The sequence below is a fragment of the Chelonobacter oris genome, assembly GCF_000772535.1.
GTDB lineage: Bacteria > Pseudomonadota > Gammaproteobacteria > Enterobacterales > Pasteurellaceae > Chelonobacter > Chelonobacter oris.
In genome coordinates, this window is the sequence record NZ_JSUM01000003.1 from 286,269 (window position 1) to 307,045 (window position 20,777).

Sequence of the window (20,777 nt, forward strand, 5' to 3'; positions counted from 1 at the left end):
TCGTTGATTCGGCAAAGAGGCTTTTTATTGGGAGTGACGGATTATTCGATTGCAATATATTGTAACGGCAGCTTACATAAGGTTGCCAGCAATTGTTTAGCCATCACTTTTTGGCTAATATCGGCTTTTTTCTCAATGAGAACCGCTCTTTTGATATTTTGTAATTCAAAACCGTTAAGGATCAGGTTATTAATCGCCACTTGCAGCGCAGGCAGGCTTGGATTGAACGCGGCATTTTCGGCATAGCTGCCGATAAAATAGAAGTGGTCTTCGGTTTCCAGTGCCGCACCGGCATAAGCACCGCTATAAGGCGCGTGGCTGATATTGATGGCTTCAAGTGCGGTATCGATCAATAAATCGTCCGTGTTCAGCAAGCCTAAGCCGTGGTTGCGCGGCATTAACAACAGCTCGGTCACATTCAAATCTTTTGGCCCGAAATTATTCGGCAGATAGCTGTGCAGTGAATTATTGCGGCTTTCAGGCAAATTGATCACCAGTTTTTCCGCGTCATTCAATTCATTCATAAATTGGCGGCAGTGTCCGCACGGCGCATAGTTGACCGAAATTTCCTGAATCCCGGTTTCGCCCTGCATCCAGGCATGGGCAATTGCGCTTTGTTCGGCGTGTACGGTTTGTTGCATACCGGTGTCGACAAACTCCATATTGGCACCAAAGTAAAAATTTCCGCTGGTGCCGATCGCAATAGCGCCGACATAAAAACGGGAAATCGGCGGCAGTGAATAAGCGGCGGCAATCGGCAGCAGGGTAATCGACAGTTCACGCGGTGTTAATTCGAATTTACGGCAGAGATGTTCAACGGTAAAGTGTGGTAAGCGCCCGACAAACCGTTGTTCGGTCAAAATGGTCAAAATGGTTTTTGCCAAGTCTTGATTGGGCAATTTAGCACAGGCTGAGCGCACTTTTTCAGAAATGTGTGAGTTGGAACGATAGTGGTTAGGCATGAGAAATCCTCCATAATAACACGCCGTCAATTTTGCCCATTATAGGCGAAAATAAAAAAAGATCTTCCGCAGAAGACCTTTTTTGTGAGATTAATCAACTAACTAATCAATAAATGGCGATTTTACCGCCTGATGTTGTCCGCGATTATTTTTTACGTCCGATAAACAGGCTCAAGGTGACCAACAGCAGCGATAATAAAATCATGATAGTCGCCAGAGCATTGACTTCCGGCGTCACGCCGGTTTTGACCATCGAGAAAATTTTCAGCGGCAAGACTTCGTAGCTGACGCCGGTGACAAAAGAGGAAACCACCACATCATCAAGCGAAATAGTGAAGCTGAGCAGCCAGCCGGAAACAATGGCGGGCAATGCCAACGGCAGAATGATTTTGCCGAGAATCGTCAGTTCACTTGCGCCCAAATCTTTTGCCGCTTCCAGCATTTTGACGTCAAATCCTTTCAGGCGGGAAAGAATCGTGACCACCACATACGGCAAACAGAAGGTGATATGCGCCAATAACAGCGAGCTGAACCCCAGTTTGATGCTGAACATCATGAATAATGCCAACAGCGAAACCGCCATGACAATATCCGGCGACATCATCACGATAAACAACATTCCGCCGACAAATTTCTTGCCCTTGAAGGCGTAACGGTACAACGCAATGGCGGTCAGCCCGCCGATAACCGTGGCAAAGGTTGCCGCAAAAAAGGCGATTGTGACGGAATGTATCGCCGCCTGAATTAGAGTGTCATTGTTAAACAGGCGTTCATACCAGTTCCAACTGAAGCCTTTCCAGCTTAAACCATAGCGATCGGCATTGAATGAATTGACCACCAGAATAATAATCGGTATATACAAATAGGCATATACCGCAAACATAAATCCACTGCGTAGCAAACGACCCATTATTCCAACTCCGGTTTTTTATTCAACAATTTACCTGCACGGTAATAAACATATAACAACAGTGCCATCAGGATTGTCAGCCCGATGCTGATCGCCGAGCCGAACGGCCAGTTGCGTGATACTAAAAATTCGCTTTTAATCACATTACCGACCAACAGCACTTTGGCGCCGCCGAGTAAATCGGCGACATAGAACATTCCCATCGCCGGCAGTAAAACCAATAAGCAGCCTGCGATAATGCCCGGCATCGTCAATGGGAGGATAATCCGAATAAAGCGCTGTACCGTACCGGCCCCCAGATCTTTAGCGGCTTCGAGCAAACGTCCGTCCAATTTTTCGATTGCCGAATAAAGCGGTAAAATCATAAACGGCAGTAAAATATAGACCAGACCGATAATCACGGCGGCTTCGGTATTGATGATCCGAATCGGTGAATCGATAATGCCAAGTGACATCAATGTGTTATTCAGCACGCCCCGTACGCCGAGAAAAATTTTCATGCCGTAGATACGAATCAGGGAGTTTGTCCAGAACGGCAAAATCACCATAAACAGCAAAATCGGGCGGTATTTGTTCGGCAGTTTGGCAATCATGAATGCGAACGGATAACCGATCAGCAGACAAATAACGGTTGCCAACCCGGACATATACAGCGAGTTCCACATCACTTGCGCATACAGCGGATCAAACAGACGCTTATAACTGTCGAACGAAAATGTGAAATCAATTAAATTACTGGTGTCGCGGGTTAAAAAACTGGTTCCCAACACCAACACATTCGGCACCAGCACAAAAAAGATCAGCCAGCCGAAAATTACCGCAACCGTGATATTTTGAAAATTACGCGTTGTTATTTTCATGGTTATTTTCATCTTCCAATACAACTTCCCAGCTTTCCACCCATGTGATCGCAACTTTCTGATTTAATGAGTGATCCACATCGGGATCGTCCTCATTAAAGAATTCGCTGATCAAGACCATTTTTTTGCTTTCCAGCTCAATGGTCGATTCCAGCGTCATGCCTTTATAATTGCGTTCACGGACATAACCGACAATGCCGTTGACGGTTTGAGTTTCGTTTACTTCTTCCAAACGTAAATCTTCAGGGCGTAATAACACTTTCAGCTTACTGCCCGGGTGAACGGTTTGGGATACATAAATATCACAGATTCGTCCCTCGACATCGGCTTTGACCCGCTTTTCGTCGAGACGCTCGATCACCGTTGCATCAAAAATATTGATTTCCCCGATAAATTGTGCCACAAACAGGTTGTTCGGCTCTTCGTATATTTCACGCGGTGTGCCGTCTTGTTGCAATTTGCCGGCACGCAGGACGATAATCCGATCCGACATACTCAGCGCCTCTTCCTGATCGTGGGTCACGAAAATAAAGGTAATCCCCAATTTTCGTTGCAGGGCTTTCAATTCATTCTGCATTTGTTTACGCAGGTTGTAGTCAAGTGCGGACAGTGATTCGTCCAGTAGTAATACTTTCGGTTTGTTAACCACCGCTCTTGCAATCGCAACCCGTTGTTGTTGCCCGCCCGACAACTGTGCCGGTTTGCGTTCGGCAAACTCCTCCAGCTGTACCATGCGTAATGCTTCCAGAACACGGGGTTTAATCTCGCTGCCCGGCACTTTTTGCATTTTCAACCCGAAAGCGACATTCTCAAAGATCGTCAAATGTGGAAACAAGGCGTAACTTTGAAAGACGGTATTGACCGGGCGCTGTTCCGCAGGCACTCGGCTGATGTCTTGCCCGTCCAGAATAATTTGCCCGCCGTTTAGCTCCTCAAAACCGGCGATCAGGCGCAGAATAGTGGTTTTGCCACAACCTGACGGGCCTAATATCGTGATGAATTCGCCATGATTAATGGATAAATTAAACTCGTTAATGATGGTTTTGCCGTCATAGTCTTTGCGGATTGATTTCAGCTCAATCACCGGTTTAGCGATGTTTTCCACTAGCTTTGTTTTCCTCCCGAATCATGATGTTTGGGTCATGACAGAAATGGTATGTTAATCAGTCAAAAATAGGCGCTAAGAATACCACAATTGATTTATAGATTAAAAAGAGAAATTGAACGGTTTGCCAAAAAAACCGCTTTTGTTGCGAAATAAAATCGTGTGTGAAATAAAGCGCAGCGACGGCAGATTTACTACTGAATAAAAGTAAATAATGTGATAGAATCCGCCCTCGAAATTCGCAAACATTAATACAAGGTAGCATATGAACATTTTAGAAGGTGCCGTGGCTGCACCAAATGCCAAAATCGCGGTCGTTATCGCCCGTTTCAACAGTTTTATCAATGAGAGTCTGCTGGAAGGTGCGGTTGATGCATTGAAGCGTATCGGGCAGGTAAAAGATGATAACATTACGCTGGTGCGTGTGCCCGGCGCTTATGAATTGCCGTTGGTTGCCCGTCGTTTGGCCGACAGTAAGAAATTTGATGCGATTGTGGCGTTGGGCACGGTTATTCGTGGCGGGACTGCGCATTTTGAATACGTTGCCGGTGAAGCCAGCAGCGGTTTGGGGCAAGTTGCCGTGCAGGCTGAAATTCCGGTCGCATTCGGGGTTCTGACAACGGAAAATATCGAACAAGCCATCGAAAGAGCGGGAACGAAAGCAGGCAACAAAGGGGCGGAAGCCGCACTGGTTGCCTTGGAAATGATTAATTTGCTGAATGCGATTGACAACGTTTAACGACCGGAGTGGAAAATGAGTAAAGTATCACCACGCCGTCGTGCCAGAGAATGTGCGGTTCAGGCGCTGTATTCGTGGGCGGTTTCCAAAAACGAAGTGGCGGAGATTGAAACGGCTTTCAGTACGGATCAAGATACGGATCAAAAAATGCAGGGTGTCGATATGCCGTATTTCCGTAAGCTGTTTCAGGGCAGCACGGCGTATTGTGAAGAGTTGGAGCAACTCCTGATACCGCACTTGGATCGTGCTGCGGGAGAATTGGATCCGATTGAGAAAGCTATTTTGCTGATGGCGGCTTATGAACTGAAATATCAGGCGGATGTGCCGTATAAAGTGGTGATTAACGAAGCGATCGAAGTGGCGAAAGTGTTCGGTGCGGAAGAAAGCCATAAGTATATCAATGGTGTACTGGACAAATTGGCGCCGGCGCTGGGTCGTAAATAGCCAGTAATAGTTGTGTGTCACATCTGTTAAGACAGTCTTTCACGAAGCAAAGTGCGGTAGGAGGTAGCGTGGAACAGCAACAAAATAGTGAGTTTAACCTTATTCGTCAATATTTTAATGCTTCTGCCAGAGCACCGCGCAAAGATGTTTCGCTGGCTATCGGTGATGATTGCGCCATCACCGAAATCAAAGCCAACCAACGTCTTGCGATTACTACCGATACCCTCGTTGAGGGGATTCATTTTTTCCCGGACATTTCCCCAGCCGATTTGGCGTATAAATCCCTCGCCGTTAATTTAAGCGATCTTGCCGCAATGGGCGCCGAACCGGCGTGGGTCAGCCTTGCCTTGACGTTACCTAAACTGGATCATGACTGGCTGGCACAATTCAGTGCCGGCTTTTTTGAGGTGCTGGATCACTATAATGTCGATCTTATCGGGGGGGATACCACCCGAGGGCCGCTTTCGGTGACCATCACGGCGCACGGCTTATTGCCGCGTGACAAAGCATTATGTCGGCATGGCGCGCAGAAAGGCGATTGGATTTATGTGACAGGGTGTTTGGGTGAAAGTGCGGTCGGGCTGTCACTGCTGAAGGCGCAAGACAGGCAAGCCCCGTTTTCGACGTGGGAGCAACATGCCGTCGCACGCCATTTGCGCCCGACACCGCGCGTACTTTTCGGTCAAACAATCGCGCCTTATGCCAGTGCCGCCATTGATATTTCCGACGGGCTATTGGCGGATTTATCCCATATTTTACAACGCAGTCAGGTCGGGGCGACACTTAATCTGGAACAGCTTCCCTTAAATGACGATTTGGTGAAAGCAATCGGACGTGAGCGTGCCGAGTCTTATGCCTTGAACGGCGGGGAGGACTATGAATTATGCTTTACGGTTTCTGATAACCAGTGCGTTAAACTGGAGCGGGCACTGACCCATATCGGCGTTCCTTATACCTGTATCGGGCAGGTGCGAAATCACAGCGATCAAAATAAACCTCGAATCCGCTTGAAGCGTGATGGTGAAAAAATGGCATTACCGGCTATTCAAGGGTTTGATCATTTTCAGGAAGAAAACAGATGAACGAGAAGCAATCTGCACTGACAAACGTCAGCCTGCGTAATCCCGTCCATTTTCTGGCGTTGGGATTTGGATCGGGCTTGATTTTTCCCGCCCCCGGCACGTGGGGAACGCTTGCCGGTTTATTGACGGGAATCCTGTGGCTACAGATTTTTTCACCGTTTACGTTATTATTGCTTGCGATTGTCGGTTTTGTGGTCGGCATTTATTTATGCGGAAAAACCGCACTTGATATGGGCGTGCATGATCACGGTTCAATCGTGTGGGACGAGATCGTTGCGATTTGGCTGGTGCTGGTTTTTATTCCGGAAGCAAACTGGGTTTGGTATTTGATTGCATTTGGTTTATTTCGGGTGTTTGATATCGTTAAACCTTACCCGATTCGCTATTTTGACACCAATATCGATAACGGTTTCGGCATCATGCTGGATGATTTTTTAGCGGCAATTTATACCATTTTCTCGGTATTATTACTGTTTTTTGCGGCACGGATGTGGATTTAATGGTTGCGTTACTGATCAAATTATTCTTTGTCCATCTGTTTGCCCTTGCCAGCCCGGGACCGGACTTTTTCTTCGTCGTGCGCAAAGCTATTGCGGAAACGCCGCGAAGTGCGGTTTTCGGCATTGTCGGCATTATTCTGGGCTTGGTGATTTGGCTCGGCAGTAGCGTGCTGGGGTTGGCTATTCTGTTTAAACTCTATCCGCCGATCGAAATGCTGATTCTGTTATTGGGCGGCGCTTATTTGGTTTATCTCGGCTGCTTGATGCTAAATGTCCGCCGTAATATCAATATGGCGCAAATTAATGCGGCGACAGAAGGACAGCAAACAGCGCATTCCGATTGGGCAAGCCTGCGGCAGGGATTTCTGGTCAATCTTGCCAATCCGAAAGCGATTATCTATTTCAGCGGCATTTTTTCATTGCTGGTCAGCAGCTTGAATGACTATTGGCAAATCGGGTTGATTGCCGTGATGATTCTGGTCGAAAGTTTCCTCTATTTTTACCTTATTTCGCGCATTTTCTCACGTCAACGGGTCAAAGCCTTCTATTTTAACTATAGTCGTTATATTGATAATATGTCGGGTGTTGTCTTTATCAGCTTCGGGTTGTTTTTAATCTATAGTGGATTACAGCTTGTTTTTTAACTTGGGTACAAAGTGCGGTTCTCGCACGGCATCAAGAGAAATTTGCAGCAGAACCGACAGAATACCGATAAAAAAAGAAAACCCGATATTCAAAGGCGAAGTATCGGGGGAGGTCTTACAATAAGTAAATGTAAAAAGACAACTGCATTTGCAGTGCACTAGCATTAATTAAGACTGATATGCAGGTAAAAAGTTCAAAAAAATCTAAAACTTTTTCTTTTTATTTTATTTTTTCAAGACTTCTTCGATTCGGCTGCGAATGCCGTCGCTATCCAAACGTAAATCCGCAAGAATTTCCGCCTGTTCGCCTTGCGGCAGGAAGTGATCCGGAAAACCTAACTGCAATAACGGCGGCACGGCGACTGTCTTGCTCAAAGCCAATATATTCAAATATTCGGCAACCGCACTGCCGGCGCCGCCCTGAACAGCATTGTCTTCCAGACTGACCAATAGAGAATGGCTCATCGCCAAGTCTTCAATTTGTGCATAATCCAACGGCTTGACAAAGCGCATATCGGCAACGGTCGCATTCAGGGCTTTTGCAGCGGCAACCGCACTTGGCAACAGTGTGCCGAAATTCAGAATGGCAATGGTCGAGCCTTGTCGCACGAGTTTGGATTGCCCTAACGGAATCGCCGCCAGCGGCTGCAATTCACAACCGATACCCGAACCGCGCGGGTAGCGTACTGCGGCAGGAGCATCGAGATGATAACCGGTATATAACATTTGGCGGCATTCGTTTTCATCACTCGGTGTCATGATCACCAGATTCGGAATGCAACGCATAAAGCTGATATCGAATGCCCCTTGATGAGTTTGCCCGTCGGCGCCGACCACGCCGGCACGGTCAATGGCAAACAGCACCGGCAGATTCGGAATCGCCACATCGTGAATGACTTGGTCGTATGCCCGTTGTAAAAAAGTCGAATAGATGGCAACTACAGGTTTATAACCGCCGATCGCCAAACCGGCGGCAAAGGTGACGGCGTGCTGTTCGGCAATCGCCACATCAAAATATTGATCGGGGAAACCGTTGGAAAATGCCACCATGCCGGAGCCTTCACGCATGGCCGGCGTAATCCCGACCAGTTTCGGATCCTCGGCTGCGGTTTCGCACAGCCAATCGCCGAAAATCTGCGAATAGCTTGGAATACCGGCTTTCGATTGCGGTAATTTGCCCACACTCGGATCAAATTTCGGCACACCGTGGAAACCGATGGGATCTTGTTCGGCAGGGGCATAGCCTTTGCCTTTTTTGGTCATGACATGCAAAAATTGCGGACCTTTCAGGTTACGCATATTTTTTAAGGTTGAAACCAGTTCTTCAACATTGTGTCCGTCAATCGGGCCGATATAATTAAAACCCAATTCTTCAAACAGGGTGCCGCCCGAAACAAAACCCTTGACGTGTTCTTCGGTTTTTTTCATGAACTCTTTAATGGGCGGCAGGCCGGATAGGATTTTCTTACCGCCTTCACGAATCGACGAATAGAATGATCCGGACAGCAGCCGCGCCAAATGGTTGTTCAATGCGCCGACATTTTCTGAAATCGACATCTCGTTGTCGTTCAGGATAACCAACATGTCGGTATGCATTGCTCCGGCGTGGTTCATTGCTTCAAACGCCATGCCGGCAGTGATGGCGCCGTCGCCGATAATACAGATTGTTTTACGGTCGGCATTCTCTTTTTCCGCCGCAACGGCAATCCCCAAGCCTGCACTGATGGAGGTGGAGGAGTGGCCGACCGAAAGTACGTCGTACTCACTCTCTTCCCGCCACGGAAACGGGTGCAAACCGTTTTTTTGCCGAATGGTATGCATTTGTCGACGGCGGCCGGTCAGGATTTTATGCGGATAAGCCTGATGACCCACATCCCAAATCAATTGGTCGAACGGGGTTTGATAAACATAATGCAAGGCAACGGTCAGTTCGACCGTGCCCAAACCGGAAGCCAGATGTCCGCTGGTGCGGCTGACGGATTCCAACAGAAAATTACGCAATTCGTCGCAGAGTTGCGGCAGTTGCTCACGATTCAGCAGACGTAAATCATCAGGCGTATTGATTGAAGATAAAATCGGGTAATTTTGCATAGTTAAAATAAATCTCAAAAGTGCGGTTTTAATGGTTTCTTTGCACGATATAATCAGCTAACCGAACCAAGGGTTCCGTGTCGAAATTCAAATGTTGCAGCTCCGCTTTTGCTTGCGCAATCAATTGTTCTGCCTTTTGTTTTGCCCCGTCCAGCCCCAGTAATTTCGGGTAGGTGCTTTTGTCCAGCGCCAAATCGGAGCCGGCATTTTTGCCTAAAGTGGTGCTGTCGGCGGTGATATCCAAAATATCATCTTGCACCTGAAACGCCAAGCCGATCGCCTGTGCATAGCGGATTAAGCGGTTTCGTAAAGTCTGATCGCGGTAATGGGGCGAACAGAGAAATCCCATTTCGACAGCGGCGCTAATCAGAGCGCCGGTTTTATTGCGATGGATATTTTGCAAGAATGCCAAGCTGACCGCACGTTGTTCTGCCGTAAGATCCAAGCTTTGCCCTAAGCACATGCCTTGTCCGCCGGACGCCTGCGCCAAAATGCGGACTAACGCTACTTTTTGTTCCGCATGAATATCGGGTGCACGGCTCAAACATTCGAAAGCAAAGGCTTGCAGCGCATCTCCGGCTAAGATTGCCGTCGCTTCGTCATATTCGATATGACAGGTTTTTTGCCCGCGACGTAAGGTGTCGTTATCCATTGCCGGCAAATCGTCGTGAATCAACGAATAGCTGTGAATGGCTTCGATTGCGGCGGCGGCATAATCGAGCGTTTTCAGATCCGCTTGCAGCATTCGTCCGCCGGCGTAAACCAAAAACGGGCGTAACCGTTTTCCGCCCAATAAAATGCCGTAACGCATCGCATCGGCCAATTGTGCCGGTGTACTGTCGAAAGGCTGTAATTGCTGCTGTAAAAAAGCATTGACCCGTGTGCGCAATTGGTTTAGATCATCGGCAAAAACGTATTTCATCATTACTTATTCGTCATAATCGCTCAACGGCGCTACCGCACTTTTTTCCAACAGGATTTGTACCCGTTGCTCTGCTTTTTGCAGCCGTTGTTGGCCTTGTTGTGCCAATTTGATGCCTTTCTCAAATTCGCTCAACGCGTCTTCCAACGGTAAATCGCCGGATTCCAAACGTGATACGATACTTTCCAGTTGCGAAAGCGTTGATTCAAAATCCGTTTTTTTGGGTTGACTGGTTTTTTCCATGCGATCCTCTGGTTGACGCTGAGGTCAGTTGCAATCTATAAACGGCATATTGTACTTCAGATTCAATTTGTTGTCGGTGTTTTTTTATAAATTTCGTGTACAATGTCGTTAAATTTTTCGTTCTTACCCTTTTATAAACCGCATTCTATGAAATTTATTATTAAACTCTTTCCTGAAATCATGATTAAAAGCGATTCGGTTCGTAAACGCTTTATTAAAATCCTGACCGGCAATATCCGTAACGTTTTGGCGAAACATGACGACAGCATCGCTGTGGTGCGCCATTGGGATTACATTGAAGTTCGCAGCAAGGATCAGACAAAACGTGAATTAATTCTCGGCTATTTGCAACAGACGCCGGGCATTCACCATATTTTAGACGTGGAGGATACGCCGTTTACTTCGCTGCACGATATTTTCGAGCAAACGTTACAAGCGAAACGGACTGAGCTGGAAAACCGCACTTTTTGTGTTCGGGTGCGGCGTAAAGGCAAACATGAATTCAGTTCGCTCGATGTCGAGCGTTATGTCGGCGGCGGGCTGAACCAGCAAATTGAAACGGCAAAGGTGAAACTCAATAAGCCCGATGTGACGGTGCGGATCGATATCGAAGACGATCACATGATGTTGATTAAGCAGCGTCATGCCGGTTTAGGCGGCTATCCGATCGGTACGCAGGAAGATGTGCTGTCGCTGATTTCCGGCGGTTTTGATTCCGGTGTGTCCAGTTATATGTTGATTCGCCGCGGCTCCAGAGTACATTACTGTTTCTTCAATTTGGGCGGCGCAGCGCACGAAATCGGGGTGAAGCAGATGGCTTACCATATCTGGCAGCGTTACAGCTCATCACATAAAGTGCGGTTTGTCGCAATTAATTTTGAACAGGTGGTGGCTGAAATTCTGGAAAAAGTCGATAACGGACAAATGGGCGTGGTGTTGAAGCGGATGATGGTGCGCGCCGCTTCCAAAGTCGCCGAACGTTTCGGTATTCAGGCGATCGTTACCGGCGAAGCGTTGGGGCAGGTGTCCAGCCAGACGCTCACCAATTTGCGCTTGATTGATCAAGCGGCGGACGTGCTGGTTTTACGCCCGCTGATTACCCATGACAAAGAACAGATTATTGAATCGGCTAAACAAATCGGCACCGATGATATTGCTAAATCAATGCCGGAATTTTGTGGTGTGATCTCTAAAAATCCGACGGTGAAAGCGATTAAAGAGAAGATCGAGCAGGAGGAGGCGAATTTTGATTTTGCCGTGCTGGAAAGTGCGGTCGGCAATGCGCAATATTTGGATATCCGTCAAATCGGGCAACAAACAGAACAGCAAGTCAGCGAGGTTGAAACCGCTTCGGTTATCGGCGAAAACGAACTGGTGATTGACGTGCGCAGCCCTGAGGAAACGGAAGCCGCTCCGTTGCGCATTGAAGGGCAAGGCGTATTGCAAATTCCGTTTTATAAATTGGCGACGGCATTTGCCGAACTGGACAGCAGCAAAACCTATCTGCTTTATTGTGAACGCGGGGTGATGAGCAAACTGCAAGCCTTGTATTTACAGCAGCAGGGATATGGCAATGTGAAAGTGTTGAAACGGTAATGCTGATGGCGCAGTGCGGTGTGTTTTGCCGCACTGCGATTTTCGATTAAGCCTTTGAGGGCTAAATGGACCTGTCGGAACCTAATTCGTGCGAAATAGCGTTAGCGGCTTTTTTCAGGTGGAGAAGCAATTCGTTTTTCCCCGATTGATTCAATCTTGGGGTGGAAAGTGAGATAGAGACGGAATAAATCACTTTGCCGTTAATGTCGAAAACCGGGCAGGCAATACAACTCACCCCCAATTCATTTTCTTCGGCATCCATCGCAAACCCCTGTTGCTTAATGGTTGCCAATTCTTGTTCCATGGCGCTCAGGGTCGTGATGGTGTTGCAAGTCAGTTTTTCAATTTTTTTTTGGTTATCACGCCAATAATGCAGCAGGTAGTCAGGTTGATCGTAAGCCATAAAGATTTTGCCCATTGCCGAACAATAAAGTTGCAAATGCTGCCCGATATAAGAGCGGGTGCGCATCATGCCGGTGGTCGGCTCCAGTTTGTAAATCATTATTGCATGTCCGTTTTCGCGAATGGAAAAGTTGATTGTTTCGCCGGTATCCAAATTGAGGGTTTCCAAAAACGGAGAGGCAATATTGATAATATTCATCGATGCCAGTGTTTTCTGCCCGATAGCCAGACATTTGGTGGTTAAGCGATAGGTTCCCATGGTGTTGGTCGGTTTGACATAGCCGCAAGCTTGTAAACTTTGCAGCATTCGGTGAGTGGTGCTTTTATTCAGCCCTGAAATCTCCGCCAATTTTGCCAAAGGGCAGCCATTGGGAAAATTACTCAAAATTTCAATCAGCGACAGACCACGGCTCAGGCTTTGATTGCTGCCGCCTTTTTTTTCTTCTTTTTCTGTATTTTCAAGCATATTTCTGACCTTTTTATACTATACGGCGCTTATTATTCTCCTTTATCAGGCAACAAAGCAATGGCTTATCTTTTGAAAATGAGAGAATGATCACAATATTGGAAAATGTTTTTAACTTATTGATTATAAAGAAAATTAATTTTTAATTAAATTTGATTTATCCGATGAAATAATTCAATATATGAAATATCATTTCACAATATGAAACCAAAGTAAACAAGAGGTGAGTCAAGATGCGAGTCAGTTATAGCGAATTAAAACAAGAATTCAAACGTGTTTTATTGGCACGAGGCGTGGTTGAAGAGACGGCGGAAGCCTGTGCAGAGATGTTTGCCGATACTACCCAAGCCGGCGCTTATTCCCACGGCGTCAACCGTTTTCCGCGCTTTATCCAACAATTGGAAAAAGGGGATATTGATCCGACGGCCAAAGCAACGAAAGTGCTTTCATTGGGCGCAATAGAGCAGTGGGATGCACATCAGGCGATCGGCAATCTGACCGCCAAGGAGATGATGGATCGTGCGATGGCATTGGCGGATCAGCATGGTATCGGCGTTGTCGCCCTGAAAAATGCCAATCACTGGATGCGCGGCGGCGGTTACGGCTGGCAGGCGGCTGAGAAAGGCTATATCGGTGTTTGTTGGACAAATTCGATTGCGGTGATGCCGCCTTGGGGCGCAAAAGAGTGCCGTATCGGAACCAATCCGTTGATTATCGCCATTCCGAGCAATCCGATCACGATGGTGGATATGTCCTGCTCAATGTATTCCTACGGCATGTTGGAAGTGAACCGTCTTGCGGGCAGACAAACCTTTGTCGATGCCGGATTTGACGACGACGGCAATTTGACCAAAGATCCGGCAACGATTGAGAGAAATAAACGCTTATTGCCGATGGGATATTGGAAAGGATCCGGTTTGTCTATCGTGTTGGACATGATAGCCACCTTGCTGTCGAACGGCTTGTCGGTCGCAGAAGTGACGGAAGAAAAAGACGATGAATATTGCGTTTCTCAAGTGTTTATTGCGATTGAGATCGACCGCTTAATCGACGGAAAAACCAAAGATGAAAAGCTGGAAAAAATTATGGATTATGTCAAAACGGCGGAAAGAGCCGATCCGAATGTCGAAGTGCGGTTGCCGGGGCATGAATTCACAACGATTTTGGCGGATAACCGAGAGAACGGTATTCCGGTTGACGACAGCGTTTGGGCGAAATTGAAATCACTGTAGGATCGAGGATCAGGTTATGTTTTTCGGACATATTTCAAATTTTGAGGAGAAACATTATCCAAGTGCGGTTTGTACCGCACTTGAGTACCTCAAAAATACCGATTTTAATCAATTGGAAGTCGGCCGTTATCCGATTAAAGGCGAGCTGATTTATGCACAGGTGCTGGATTTGGAAACACAGCAAAAATCCGCCGTTTTACCGGAAGTGCACCGTCACTATCTGGATGTGCAGTATCTCCATGCAGGGGAAGAGCGGATCGGCGTTGCCGTTGATTCGGGCGATAATCCGATCGCCAATGCGTATGATGCGGCAAGGGATATTCTGTTTTACCGAGACGTCGCCAACGAATCGGAATTGGTTATGCGCCCGGGAAACTTTGCGGTTTTCTTTCCGAGTGATGTTCATCGTCCCGCCTGCATTGACGGCAAAGCATGCAAGATTCGAAAAATCGTGGTCAAAATTGCAGTCAGTGAATTATAACCTCATCGGGTTCAGGAGAGTCATATGAATCGAATTATCTTTTATGCCGGCAAAATATTGGAAATACTGGTTGTTTCGATGTTGGCGGTCATGGCTTGCATGGTTTTTGCCAATGTGGTCTTGCGATACGCCGGCAATTCCAGCATCACCATCGCAGAAGAATTATCACGCTATCTTTTTGTTTGGGTGACATTTTTAGGCGCAATTTTAATGTTTAAAGAAAACGGTCATGTCAGCGTAACGGTGTTAGCGGACAAGCTTTCGCCGCGTAAACGCAAAATACTATCGATTTTTACCGATGGCGTGATGTTGTATTGCTGTTATCTGATCTTTATCGGCAGCTATGCACAAATGGAATTAAACATGAGCAATTATGCGCCGATATCCGGTATTCCGACCGGTATAAACTTTCTAGCCGGTGTCATTATGAGTGCGCTGATCGGGGTTTTATTGGTTATTCGTCTCGGCGGATCGCTGATTGACCTCAAACAAGGAGAGCTGTCATGACAATTGTTATTTTTCTCGGCGTCTTACTGGGCTCTATTGCGTTAGGGATTCCGGTCGCATTTTCTCTGATTGTCTGTGCGGTCGCTTTAATGTTCCATTTGGACTTGTTTGACGCACAAATTTTGGCACAAAATTTGGTTAGCGGTGCGGACAGCTTTTCACTGTTGGCAATACCTTTCTTTATTTTGGCCGGCGAAATTATGAATGTCGGCGGATTGTCGAAACGAATCATTGATTTACCGATGAAGCTGGTCGGGCATAAGCGCGGCGGCTTGGGTTTTGTTGCGATTATTGCCGCCATGATTATGGCGAGTCTGTCGGGTTCTGCGGTGGCGGATACGGCGGCGGTGGCGGCGATGCTGATTCCGATGATGAAAACAACGGGTTATCCGGTTGAACGTTCCGCCGGTTTAATCGGCGCGGCAGGCATTATCGCACCGATTATTCCGCCGTCGATTCCGTTTATTATCTTTGGTGTTGCCAGCGGGGTTTCCATCACTAAGCTGTTTATGGCCGGTATTTTCCCCGGTATCTTGATGGGCTGCTGTTTGGCGGCGCTGTGGGCATGGCAGTCCAAACGGTTGAACTTGATGACATTCTCTAAAGCCAGTAAAGAAGAGTTGTGTATCTCTTTCAAAAATAGTGCTTGGGCGCTGCTGTTACCGGTTATTATTATCGGCGGTTTTCGCTTAGGGATTTTTACCCCGACCGAAGCCGGTGCGGTGGCGGCGTTTTATGCGCTGTTGGTTTCGATGTTTATTTATCGGGAGTTGAAAATCAGCCAATTATACGGCGTGCTGCTGGCAGCCGGAAAAACCACGGCGGTTGTGATGTTGCTGGTGGCGGCGGCACAGGTGTCGGGTTGGTTGATTACGGTAGCGGAACTGCCGCAAATGATTACCGAATTATTGGAGCCGTTGATTGATTCCCCGACCTTATTGCTGATCGTGATTATGATCGCCGTTTTTATTATCGGTATGGTGATGGATTTGACGCCGACAGTCTTGATTTTAACGCCGGTATTGATGCCGTTGGTTGATGAAGCGGGCATTGATCCGGTTTATTTCGGGGTCTTGTTTATTCTGAATACCTCGATCGGCTTGATTACTCCGCCTATCGGCAACGTGCTGAATGTGATAACCGGTGTGTCCAAATTGCCGTTTGATCAGGCGGCAAAAGGCATCCTGCCTTACTTGCTCATGCTGTTAGCATTGTTATTTATATTTATTTTCTTTCCTGCATTGATTTTAACCCCGTTAAGTTGGTTACAACCTTAACGCTCACTCTACTTTTAGGAGAACGATATGAAAAAATTAGCCGCATTATTAACCGGTTTGACTCTGGTTGCCGCAACAGTCACCGCACAAGCCGCTACAAGCCTGCGATTTGGCTATGAAGCGCCTCGCAGCGACACACAGCACATTGCCGCCAAAAAATTTGATGAGTTACTCAAAGAGAAAACGAAGGGCGAATTAAAATTGTCGCTTTTCCCTGACAGTACATTAGGCAACGCACAAACGATGATAAGTGCGGTGCGTGGCGGAACCATTGATATCGAAATGTCGGGTTCGCCGAATTTCAGCGGGTTGGTCTCGAATTTGAATGTCATCGACATTCCGTTTATTTTTCGTGATAAAGCACACGCCTATCGTGTTCTGGACGGCGAAATCGGACAAGGCTTGATGAAAGAGTTGGAAGACAAAAATCTGAAAGGTTTGGCTTTCTGGGAAGTGGGATTCCGTTCCATCACCAACTCCAAACATGCCGTGAACGGGCCTGACGACGTGAAAGGTTTGAAAATCCGCACCAATCAGAACCCGATGTATGTCGAAGCCTTTAAATTGTTGGGGGCTAATCCGGTTCCGATGCCGCTGTCTGAACTTTATACCGCACTTGAAACCCGTGCCGTTGATGCTCAGGAACACCCGATTGGGATCGTCTGGTCAACAAAATTATATGAAGTGCAAAAACATTTGAGTTTGACCAATCACGGTTATACGCCGTTATTGGTGGTGATGAACAAACAAAAATTTGACGCTTTTTCACCGGAAGTACAGCAAGCCATTTTAGCGGCGGCAAAAGAGGCCGGCGCTTATCAGCGTGAATTGAATGAAGCCAATGAAAAAGAGATCTTGGAAAAATTCAAAAAAGCCGGCATCGAAATCGTTGAACAAGTGGACACCAAGCCGTTCCGTGATATTGTCGAGCAGCCTGTCCGTCAATATTTCATTGAACGCAACGGCGATACATTAATCAAACAAGTTGATGCGTTAGCAGAATAATTAATCTATTCGGCAGCTTATACCATCGGTATAAGCTGCCATTTCGGCTTAAGATAATGGATGATTGTATCAATTATCGATAGAGTGTCGATACAATCATGTATTGATCATTGTGTAAGGGGAAGATATGGATTTGTGGTTGGGGGTTGACTGCGGCGGTACGTTTATCAAAGCCGGTATTTACGACAGTCAGGGCAAGGAATATGGCAATTGCCGCCGTAACTTGCCGGTTATCAGCACACAGCCGGGGCGGGCGGAAAGGGATTTAACGGTTTTATGGCACGCCTGTGCGGAGGTTATTGCCGGCGCAATAAAATCCTCTACGGTATCCGCCGGCGATATTAAAGGCGTCGGTATTTCTGCCCAAGGAAAAGGGTTGTTTTTATTGGACAAAAACAAAAAGCCGTTGGGTAACGGTATTTTGTCATCGGATCAACGGGCGTTGGAGATTGTAAAGCAGTGGCAACAGCAGCAGATTCCGCAACAACTTTACCCGTTGACCCGACAAACATTGTGGACCGGTCATCCGGTTTCGATCCTGCGTTGGCTAAAAGCGCACGAGCCGCAACGTTATGCCCAAATCGGTTCCGTGTTAATGTCGCACGATTATTTACGCTATTGTTTGACCGGCCGGATTGCCTGCGAAGAGACCAATATTTCCGAATCCAATTTGTATAATATGCAAACGGGGCAATACGATCGTGAATTGGCAAAACTGTTGGATATTGAGGAAATATTTACCGCACTTCCGCCGGTGATCGGATCGTCGCAGATTGCCGGTTATATTACGCCGGAGGCCGCCGAACTGACCGGCTTAAAAGAAGGAACTGCGGTTGTCGGGGGATTGTTCGATGTCGTTTCCACCGCACTTTGTGCCGGATTGGATGATGAAACAAAACTTAATGCGGTGATGGGAACTTGGTCGGTTGTCAGCGGCATAACCGCTCATATTGATGACAGCCAGAACTTGCCGTTTGTTTATGGACGCCATGCACAGCAGGGCGAGTTTATCGTCCATGAAGCCAGTCCGACCTCTGCCGCTAATCTGGAATGGTTTGTGCAGCAGTGGGGGATAAACGATTACAATGCGATCAACGACTTGGTCGCTTCGTTACCGAAAGCGGAAAGCAGTGTGCTGTTTATTCCGTTTTTATACGGCTCGAATGCCGGACTTGGTATGCAGGCCGGATTTTACGGTTTGCAATCATTGCACGGCAAAGCACATTTATTACAAGCGATCTATGAAGGCGTGATCTTCAGCTTGATGTCCCATGTGGATCGTATGTTGCAGCGTTTTCCGAATACAACGTTATTACGCGTTACCGGCGGCCCGGCGAAATCGGCGGTTTGGCTACAGATATTGGCGGATTTGAGCGGATTGGCGGTTGAAGTTCCTCAAATCGAGGAAACCGGTTGTTTAGGGGCGGCGTTGATGGCAATGACGGGGTTGAAGGTGTTTGACGACAGCAAACAGGCGCAGCAGATCGTTGCCGCAGGCGTTATTCGCATTGAGCCGGATTCGGCGGCTTATGACAAATATCAAGCCAAATATAAAAAATATAAATTATTGCTTGAAAGTTTAAGCCATTTCAACAATCATTGTAATGATTAATTGTGATTCAAATTGATTTATTCTGAGTTTTTGAGGTGATGAATGAGAAAACATAAACTGGGTATCTATGAAAAAGCGTTACCTAAGCAGTTAAGTTGGCATGAGCGTTTGTCGATTGCAAAAGCCTGCGGCTTTGATTTCGTGGAAATTTCCATTGATGAAACCGATGAGCGTTTGGCTCGGCTGGACTGGACGAAAGAAGAGCGGTTAGCGATCGTCAATGCGGTGCTGGATACGGGAATTACGATTCCGTCGATGTGCCTCTCCGGCCATCGCCGCTTTCCGTTTGGCAGCCATGATGAGAAAGTGCGGTCGGAGGCTTATACCATAATGGAAAAAGCCATTCGGCTTGCCGCGGATATCGGCATTCGCACCATTCAATTGGCCGGTTATGACGTTTATTATGAACAACAAGATGAGGGCACGCTCAAACGTTTCACGGAAGGAATGCAGTGGGCGGTTGAAAAAGCGGCGAGCGCACAAGTGATGTTGGCGGTTGAAATCATGGATACACCGTTTATGAATTCGATTACCAAATGGAAACAGTGGGATAACTTACTGTCGTCACCTTGGTTCACGGTTTATCCCGATGTCGGCAATTTATCCGCTTGGGGAAATGATGTAGTCAAGGAATTGGAACTGGGGATAGATCGCATTGCCGCAATTCATCTAAAAGATACCTATGCGGTGACGGAAAGTTGCAAAGGGCAGTTCCGTGACGTGCCGTTCGGTGAAGGTTGTGTCGATTTTGTGCAGGTATTTGACACCTTGCAAAAGTTGAATTATCGCGGCGCATTTTTAATTGAAATGTGGACGGAGAAGTCAGACGAGCCGATTATGGAGATTATCAATGCCCGCCGTTGGATTGAAAACAAAATGAAAGAAGGAAATTTTGTATGTTGAAAAAATTGAAAAAACAGGTTTTTGAAGCCAATCTCGATTTGCCTAAATACGGCTTGGTGACGTTCACTTGGGGCAATGTCAGCGGTATTGACCGTGAAAAGGGCTTGGTGGTGATCAAACCTTCCGGTGTTGATTATGAGGTGATGACGGAAGAGGATATGGTGGTGGTGGATCTTCACAGCGGAAAAGTGGTGGAAGGCAGTAAAAAACCGTCTTCGGACACACCGACGCACTTGGAGCTATATCGTCAATTTCCTGAAATCGGCGGGATCGTGCACACCCATTCCCGTCATGCCACGACTTGGGCGCAGGCAGGCAGAGATTTGACCGCACTTGGCACTACACATGCCGATTATTTTTACGGTGCGATTCCTTGTACTCGTTTAATGACGGATGCTGAAATTCAGGGCGAATATGAATTGGAAACCGGCAAAGTGATTGTCGAAACCTTTGTAAAACGCGGGATTCAGGCAAAAGATGTTCCGGCGGTACTGGTCAATTCGCATGGACCGTTTGCTTGGGGAACCGATCCGCATAATGCGGTGCATAATGCGGTGGTGTTGGAAGAAATTGCATATATGAATCTGTTCAGCCATCAACTGAATCCGAACATTCAAGCCATGCAGCAAACGTTGTTAGATAAACATTACCTGCGTAAACATGGTAAAAACGCCTATTACGGGCAATAATTCGTGCAAAGTGCGGTATGTTTGAAATCCGGCGTGATGCCGGATTTTTTCTGTCGGAAGATTGGAAAAAAATAATGCCGGGAATGCCCGGCATATTGTTGATGA

The 20,777-nt window shown here is 47.1% G+C and carries 22 protein-coding genes; 14 read left to right on the forward strand and 8 right to left on the reverse strand.

Annotated features, from left to right (window positions below; genetic code table 11):
* Positions 1-41 precede the first annotated feature (41 nt).
* From cdd to potA, 4 genes are all read right to left on the reverse strand, one after another.
* The gene (cdd, locus tag OA57_RS02730) at positions 42-962 is read right to left on the reverse strand and encodes a cytidine deaminase (protein ID WP_034613107.1); all 921 of its coding nucleotides are present in this window, start codon (positions 960-962) and stop codon (positions 42-44) included.
* A 145-nt stretch (positions 963-1,107) separates the two neighbouring features.
* Positions 1,108-1,872, reverse strand: a complete 765-nt coding sequence (gene potC, locus OA57_RS02735) for a spermidine/putrescine ABC transporter permease PotC (RefSeq protein WP_034613109.1) — start codon at positions 1,870-1,872, stop codon at positions 1,108-1,110.
* Positions 1,872-2,732, reverse strand: coding sequence for a spermidine/putrescine ABC transporter permease PotB (gene potB, locus OA57_RS02740; protein WP_034613111.1), 861 nt, complete (start codon positions 2,730-2,732; stop codon positions 1,872-1,874). Before potB ends, potC begins: the two co-directional genes overlap by 1 nt.
* A complete protein-coding gene (gene potA / locus OA57_RS02745; RefSeq protein WP_034613114.1) occupies positions 2,713-3,837 on the reverse strand; it encodes a spermidine/putrescine ABC transporter ATP-binding protein PotA in 1,125 nt (374 codons plus the stop codon). The genes potB and potA overlap by 20 nt, the downstream gene beginning before the upstream one ends.
* A 265-nt stretch (positions 3,838-4,102) precedes the next feature.
* On the opposite strand from potA, the gene ribH reads away from it, so the two are divergent.
* The 5 genes from ribH to OA57_RS02770 all read left to right on the forward strand — a co-directional run bounded on the left by ribH (position 4,103) and on the right by OA57_RS02770 (position 7,246).
* Positions 4,103-4,576, forward strand: a complete 474-nt coding sequence (gene ribH / locus OA57_RS02750) for a 6,7-dimethyl-8-ribityllumazine synthase (RefSeq protein ID WP_034613117.1) — start codon at positions 4,103-4,105, stop codon at positions 4,574-4,576.
* Positions 4,577-4,591: 15 nt separating this feature from the next.
* Positions 4,592-5,020 (forward strand): transcription antitermination factor NusB, encoded by a 429-nt coding sequence (gene nusB, locus OA57_RS02755; RefSeq protein ID WP_034613120.1) that lies wholly within the window; start codon positions 4,592-4,594, stop codon positions 5,018-5,020.
* A 68-nt stretch (positions 5,021-5,088) separates the two neighbouring features.
* On the forward strand, positions 5,089-6,102 hold the full coding sequence (gene thiL / locus OA57_RS02760; protein WP_034613123.1) for a thiamine-phosphate kinase: 1,014 nt from the start codon (positions 5,089-5,091) through the stop codon (positions 6,100-6,102).
* Entirely contained in the window at positions 6,099-6,602 is a 504-nt protein-coding gene (locus tag OA57_RS02765) for a phosphatidylglycerophosphatase A family protein (protein ID WP_034613127.1), read from the forward strand. The genes thiL and OA57_RS02765 overlap by 4 nt, the downstream gene beginning before the upstream one ends.
* The gene (locus tag OA57_RS02770; RefSeq protein WP_084589852.1) at positions 6,602-7,246 is read left to right on the forward strand and encodes a LysE family transporter; all 645 of its coding nucleotides are present in this window, start codon (positions 6,602-6,604) and stop codon (positions 7,244-7,246) included. The genes OA57_RS02765 and OA57_RS02770 overlap by 1 nt, the downstream gene beginning before the upstream one ends.
* A 225-nt stretch (positions 7,247-7,471) precedes the next feature.
* On the opposite strand, the gene dxs is transcribed toward OA57_RS02770, so the two are convergent.
* Genes dxs through xseB form a run of 3 tightly spaced genes read right to left on the reverse strand, consistent with a single transcriptional unit; the run spans position 7,472 to position 10,502 of the window.
* Positions 7,472-9,337, reverse strand: a complete 1,866-nt coding sequence (gene dxs, locus OA57_RS02775; RefSeq protein ID WP_034613128.1) for a 1-deoxy-D-xylulose-5-phosphate synthase — start codon at positions 9,335-9,337, stop codon at positions 7,472-7,474.
* A gap of 28 nt (positions 9,338-9,365) precedes the next feature.
* Entirely contained in the window at positions 9,366-10,259 is an 894-nt protein-coding gene (gene ispA / locus OA57_RS02780; protein WP_034613584.1) for a (2E,6E)-farnesyl diphosphate synthase, read from the reverse strand.
* 6 nt (positions 10,260-10,265) lie between these two features.
* Positions 10,266-10,502 carry an exodeoxyribonuclease VII small subunit gene (gene xseB, locus OA57_RS02785; RefSeq protein WP_034613130.1) on the reverse strand — a complete coding sequence of 79 codons (237 nt, stop codon included), beginning with the start codon at positions 10,500-10,502 and terminating at the stop codon, positions 10,266-10,268.
* 147 nt (positions 10,503-10,649) lie between these two features.
* On the opposite strand from xseB, the gene thiI reads away from it, so the two are divergent.
* Positions 10,650-12,098, forward strand: a complete 1,449-nt coding sequence (gene thiI, locus OA57_RS02790) for a tRNA uracil 4-sulfurtransferase ThiI (protein ID WP_034613133.1) — start codon at positions 10,650-10,652, stop codon at positions 12,096-12,098.
* Between the two features lie 61 nt (positions 12,099-12,159).
* Here thiI and OA57_RS02795 read toward each other — a convergent pair whose 3' ends face one another.
* On the reverse strand, positions 12,160-12,966 hold the full coding sequence (locus OA57_RS02795) for an IclR family transcriptional regulator (protein WP_034613135.1): 807 nt from the start codon (positions 12,964-12,966) through the stop codon (positions 12,160-12,162).
* Between the two features lie 233 nt (positions 12,967-13,199).
* On the opposite strand from OA57_RS02795, the gene yiaK reads away from it, so the two are divergent.
* The 8 genes from yiaK (at position 13,200) to araD (ending at position 20,672) form a co-directional block, all read left to right on the forward strand.
* Positions 13,200-14,198, forward strand: coding sequence for a 3-dehydro-L-gulonate 2-dehydrogenase (gene yiaK, locus OA57_RS02800; protein WP_034613138.1), 999 nt, complete (start codon positions 13,200-13,202; stop codon positions 14,196-14,198).
* A 16-nt stretch (positions 14,199-14,214) separates the two neighbouring features.
* The gene (locus tag OA57_RS02805; protein WP_034613140.1) at positions 14,215-14,679 is read left to right on the forward strand and encodes a YhcH/YjgK/YiaL family protein; all 465 of its coding nucleotides are present in this window, start codon (positions 14,215-14,217) and stop codon (positions 14,677-14,679) included.
* Between the two features lie 24 nt (positions 14,680-14,703).
* A complete protein-coding gene (locus OA57_RS02810) occupies positions 14,704-15,186 on the forward strand; it encodes a TRAP transporter small permease (RefSeq protein WP_034613142.1) in 483 nt (160 codons plus the stop codon).
* The gene (locus tag OA57_RS02815; protein WP_034613143.1) at positions 15,183-16,463 is read left to right on the forward strand and encodes a TRAP transporter large permease subunit; all 1,281 of its coding nucleotides are present in this window, start codon (positions 15,183-15,185) and stop codon (positions 16,461-16,463) included. The genes OA57_RS02810 and OA57_RS02815 overlap by 4 nt, the downstream gene beginning before the upstream one ends.
* A gap of 27 nt (positions 16,464-16,490) precedes the next feature.
* Positions 16,491-17,468, forward strand: a complete 978-nt coding sequence (locus OA57_RS02820; protein WP_034613145.1) for a TRAP transporter substrate-binding protein — start codon at positions 16,491-16,493, stop codon at positions 17,466-17,468.
* A gap of 127 nt (positions 17,469-17,595) precedes the next feature.
* On the forward strand, positions 17,596-19,080 hold the full coding sequence (locus tag OA57_RS02825; protein WP_034613148.1) for an FGGY-family carbohydrate kinase: 1,485 nt from the start codon (positions 17,596-17,598) through the stop codon (positions 19,078-19,080).
* Between the two features lie 42 nt (positions 19,081-19,122).
* The gene (locus tag OA57_RS02830) at positions 19,123-19,983 is read left to right on the forward strand and encodes an L-ribulose-5-phosphate 3-epimerase (protein ID WP_034613162.1); all 861 of its coding nucleotides are present in this window, start codon (positions 19,123-19,125) and stop codon (positions 19,981-19,983) included.
* Entirely contained in the window at positions 19,977-20,672 is a 696-nt protein-coding gene (gene araD / locus OA57_RS02835) for an L-ribulose-5-phosphate 4-epimerase (RefSeq protein ID WP_034613166.1), read from the forward strand. The genes OA57_RS02830 and araD overlap by 7 nt, the downstream gene beginning before the upstream one ends.
* Positions 20,673-20,777 lie beyond the last annotated feature (105 nt).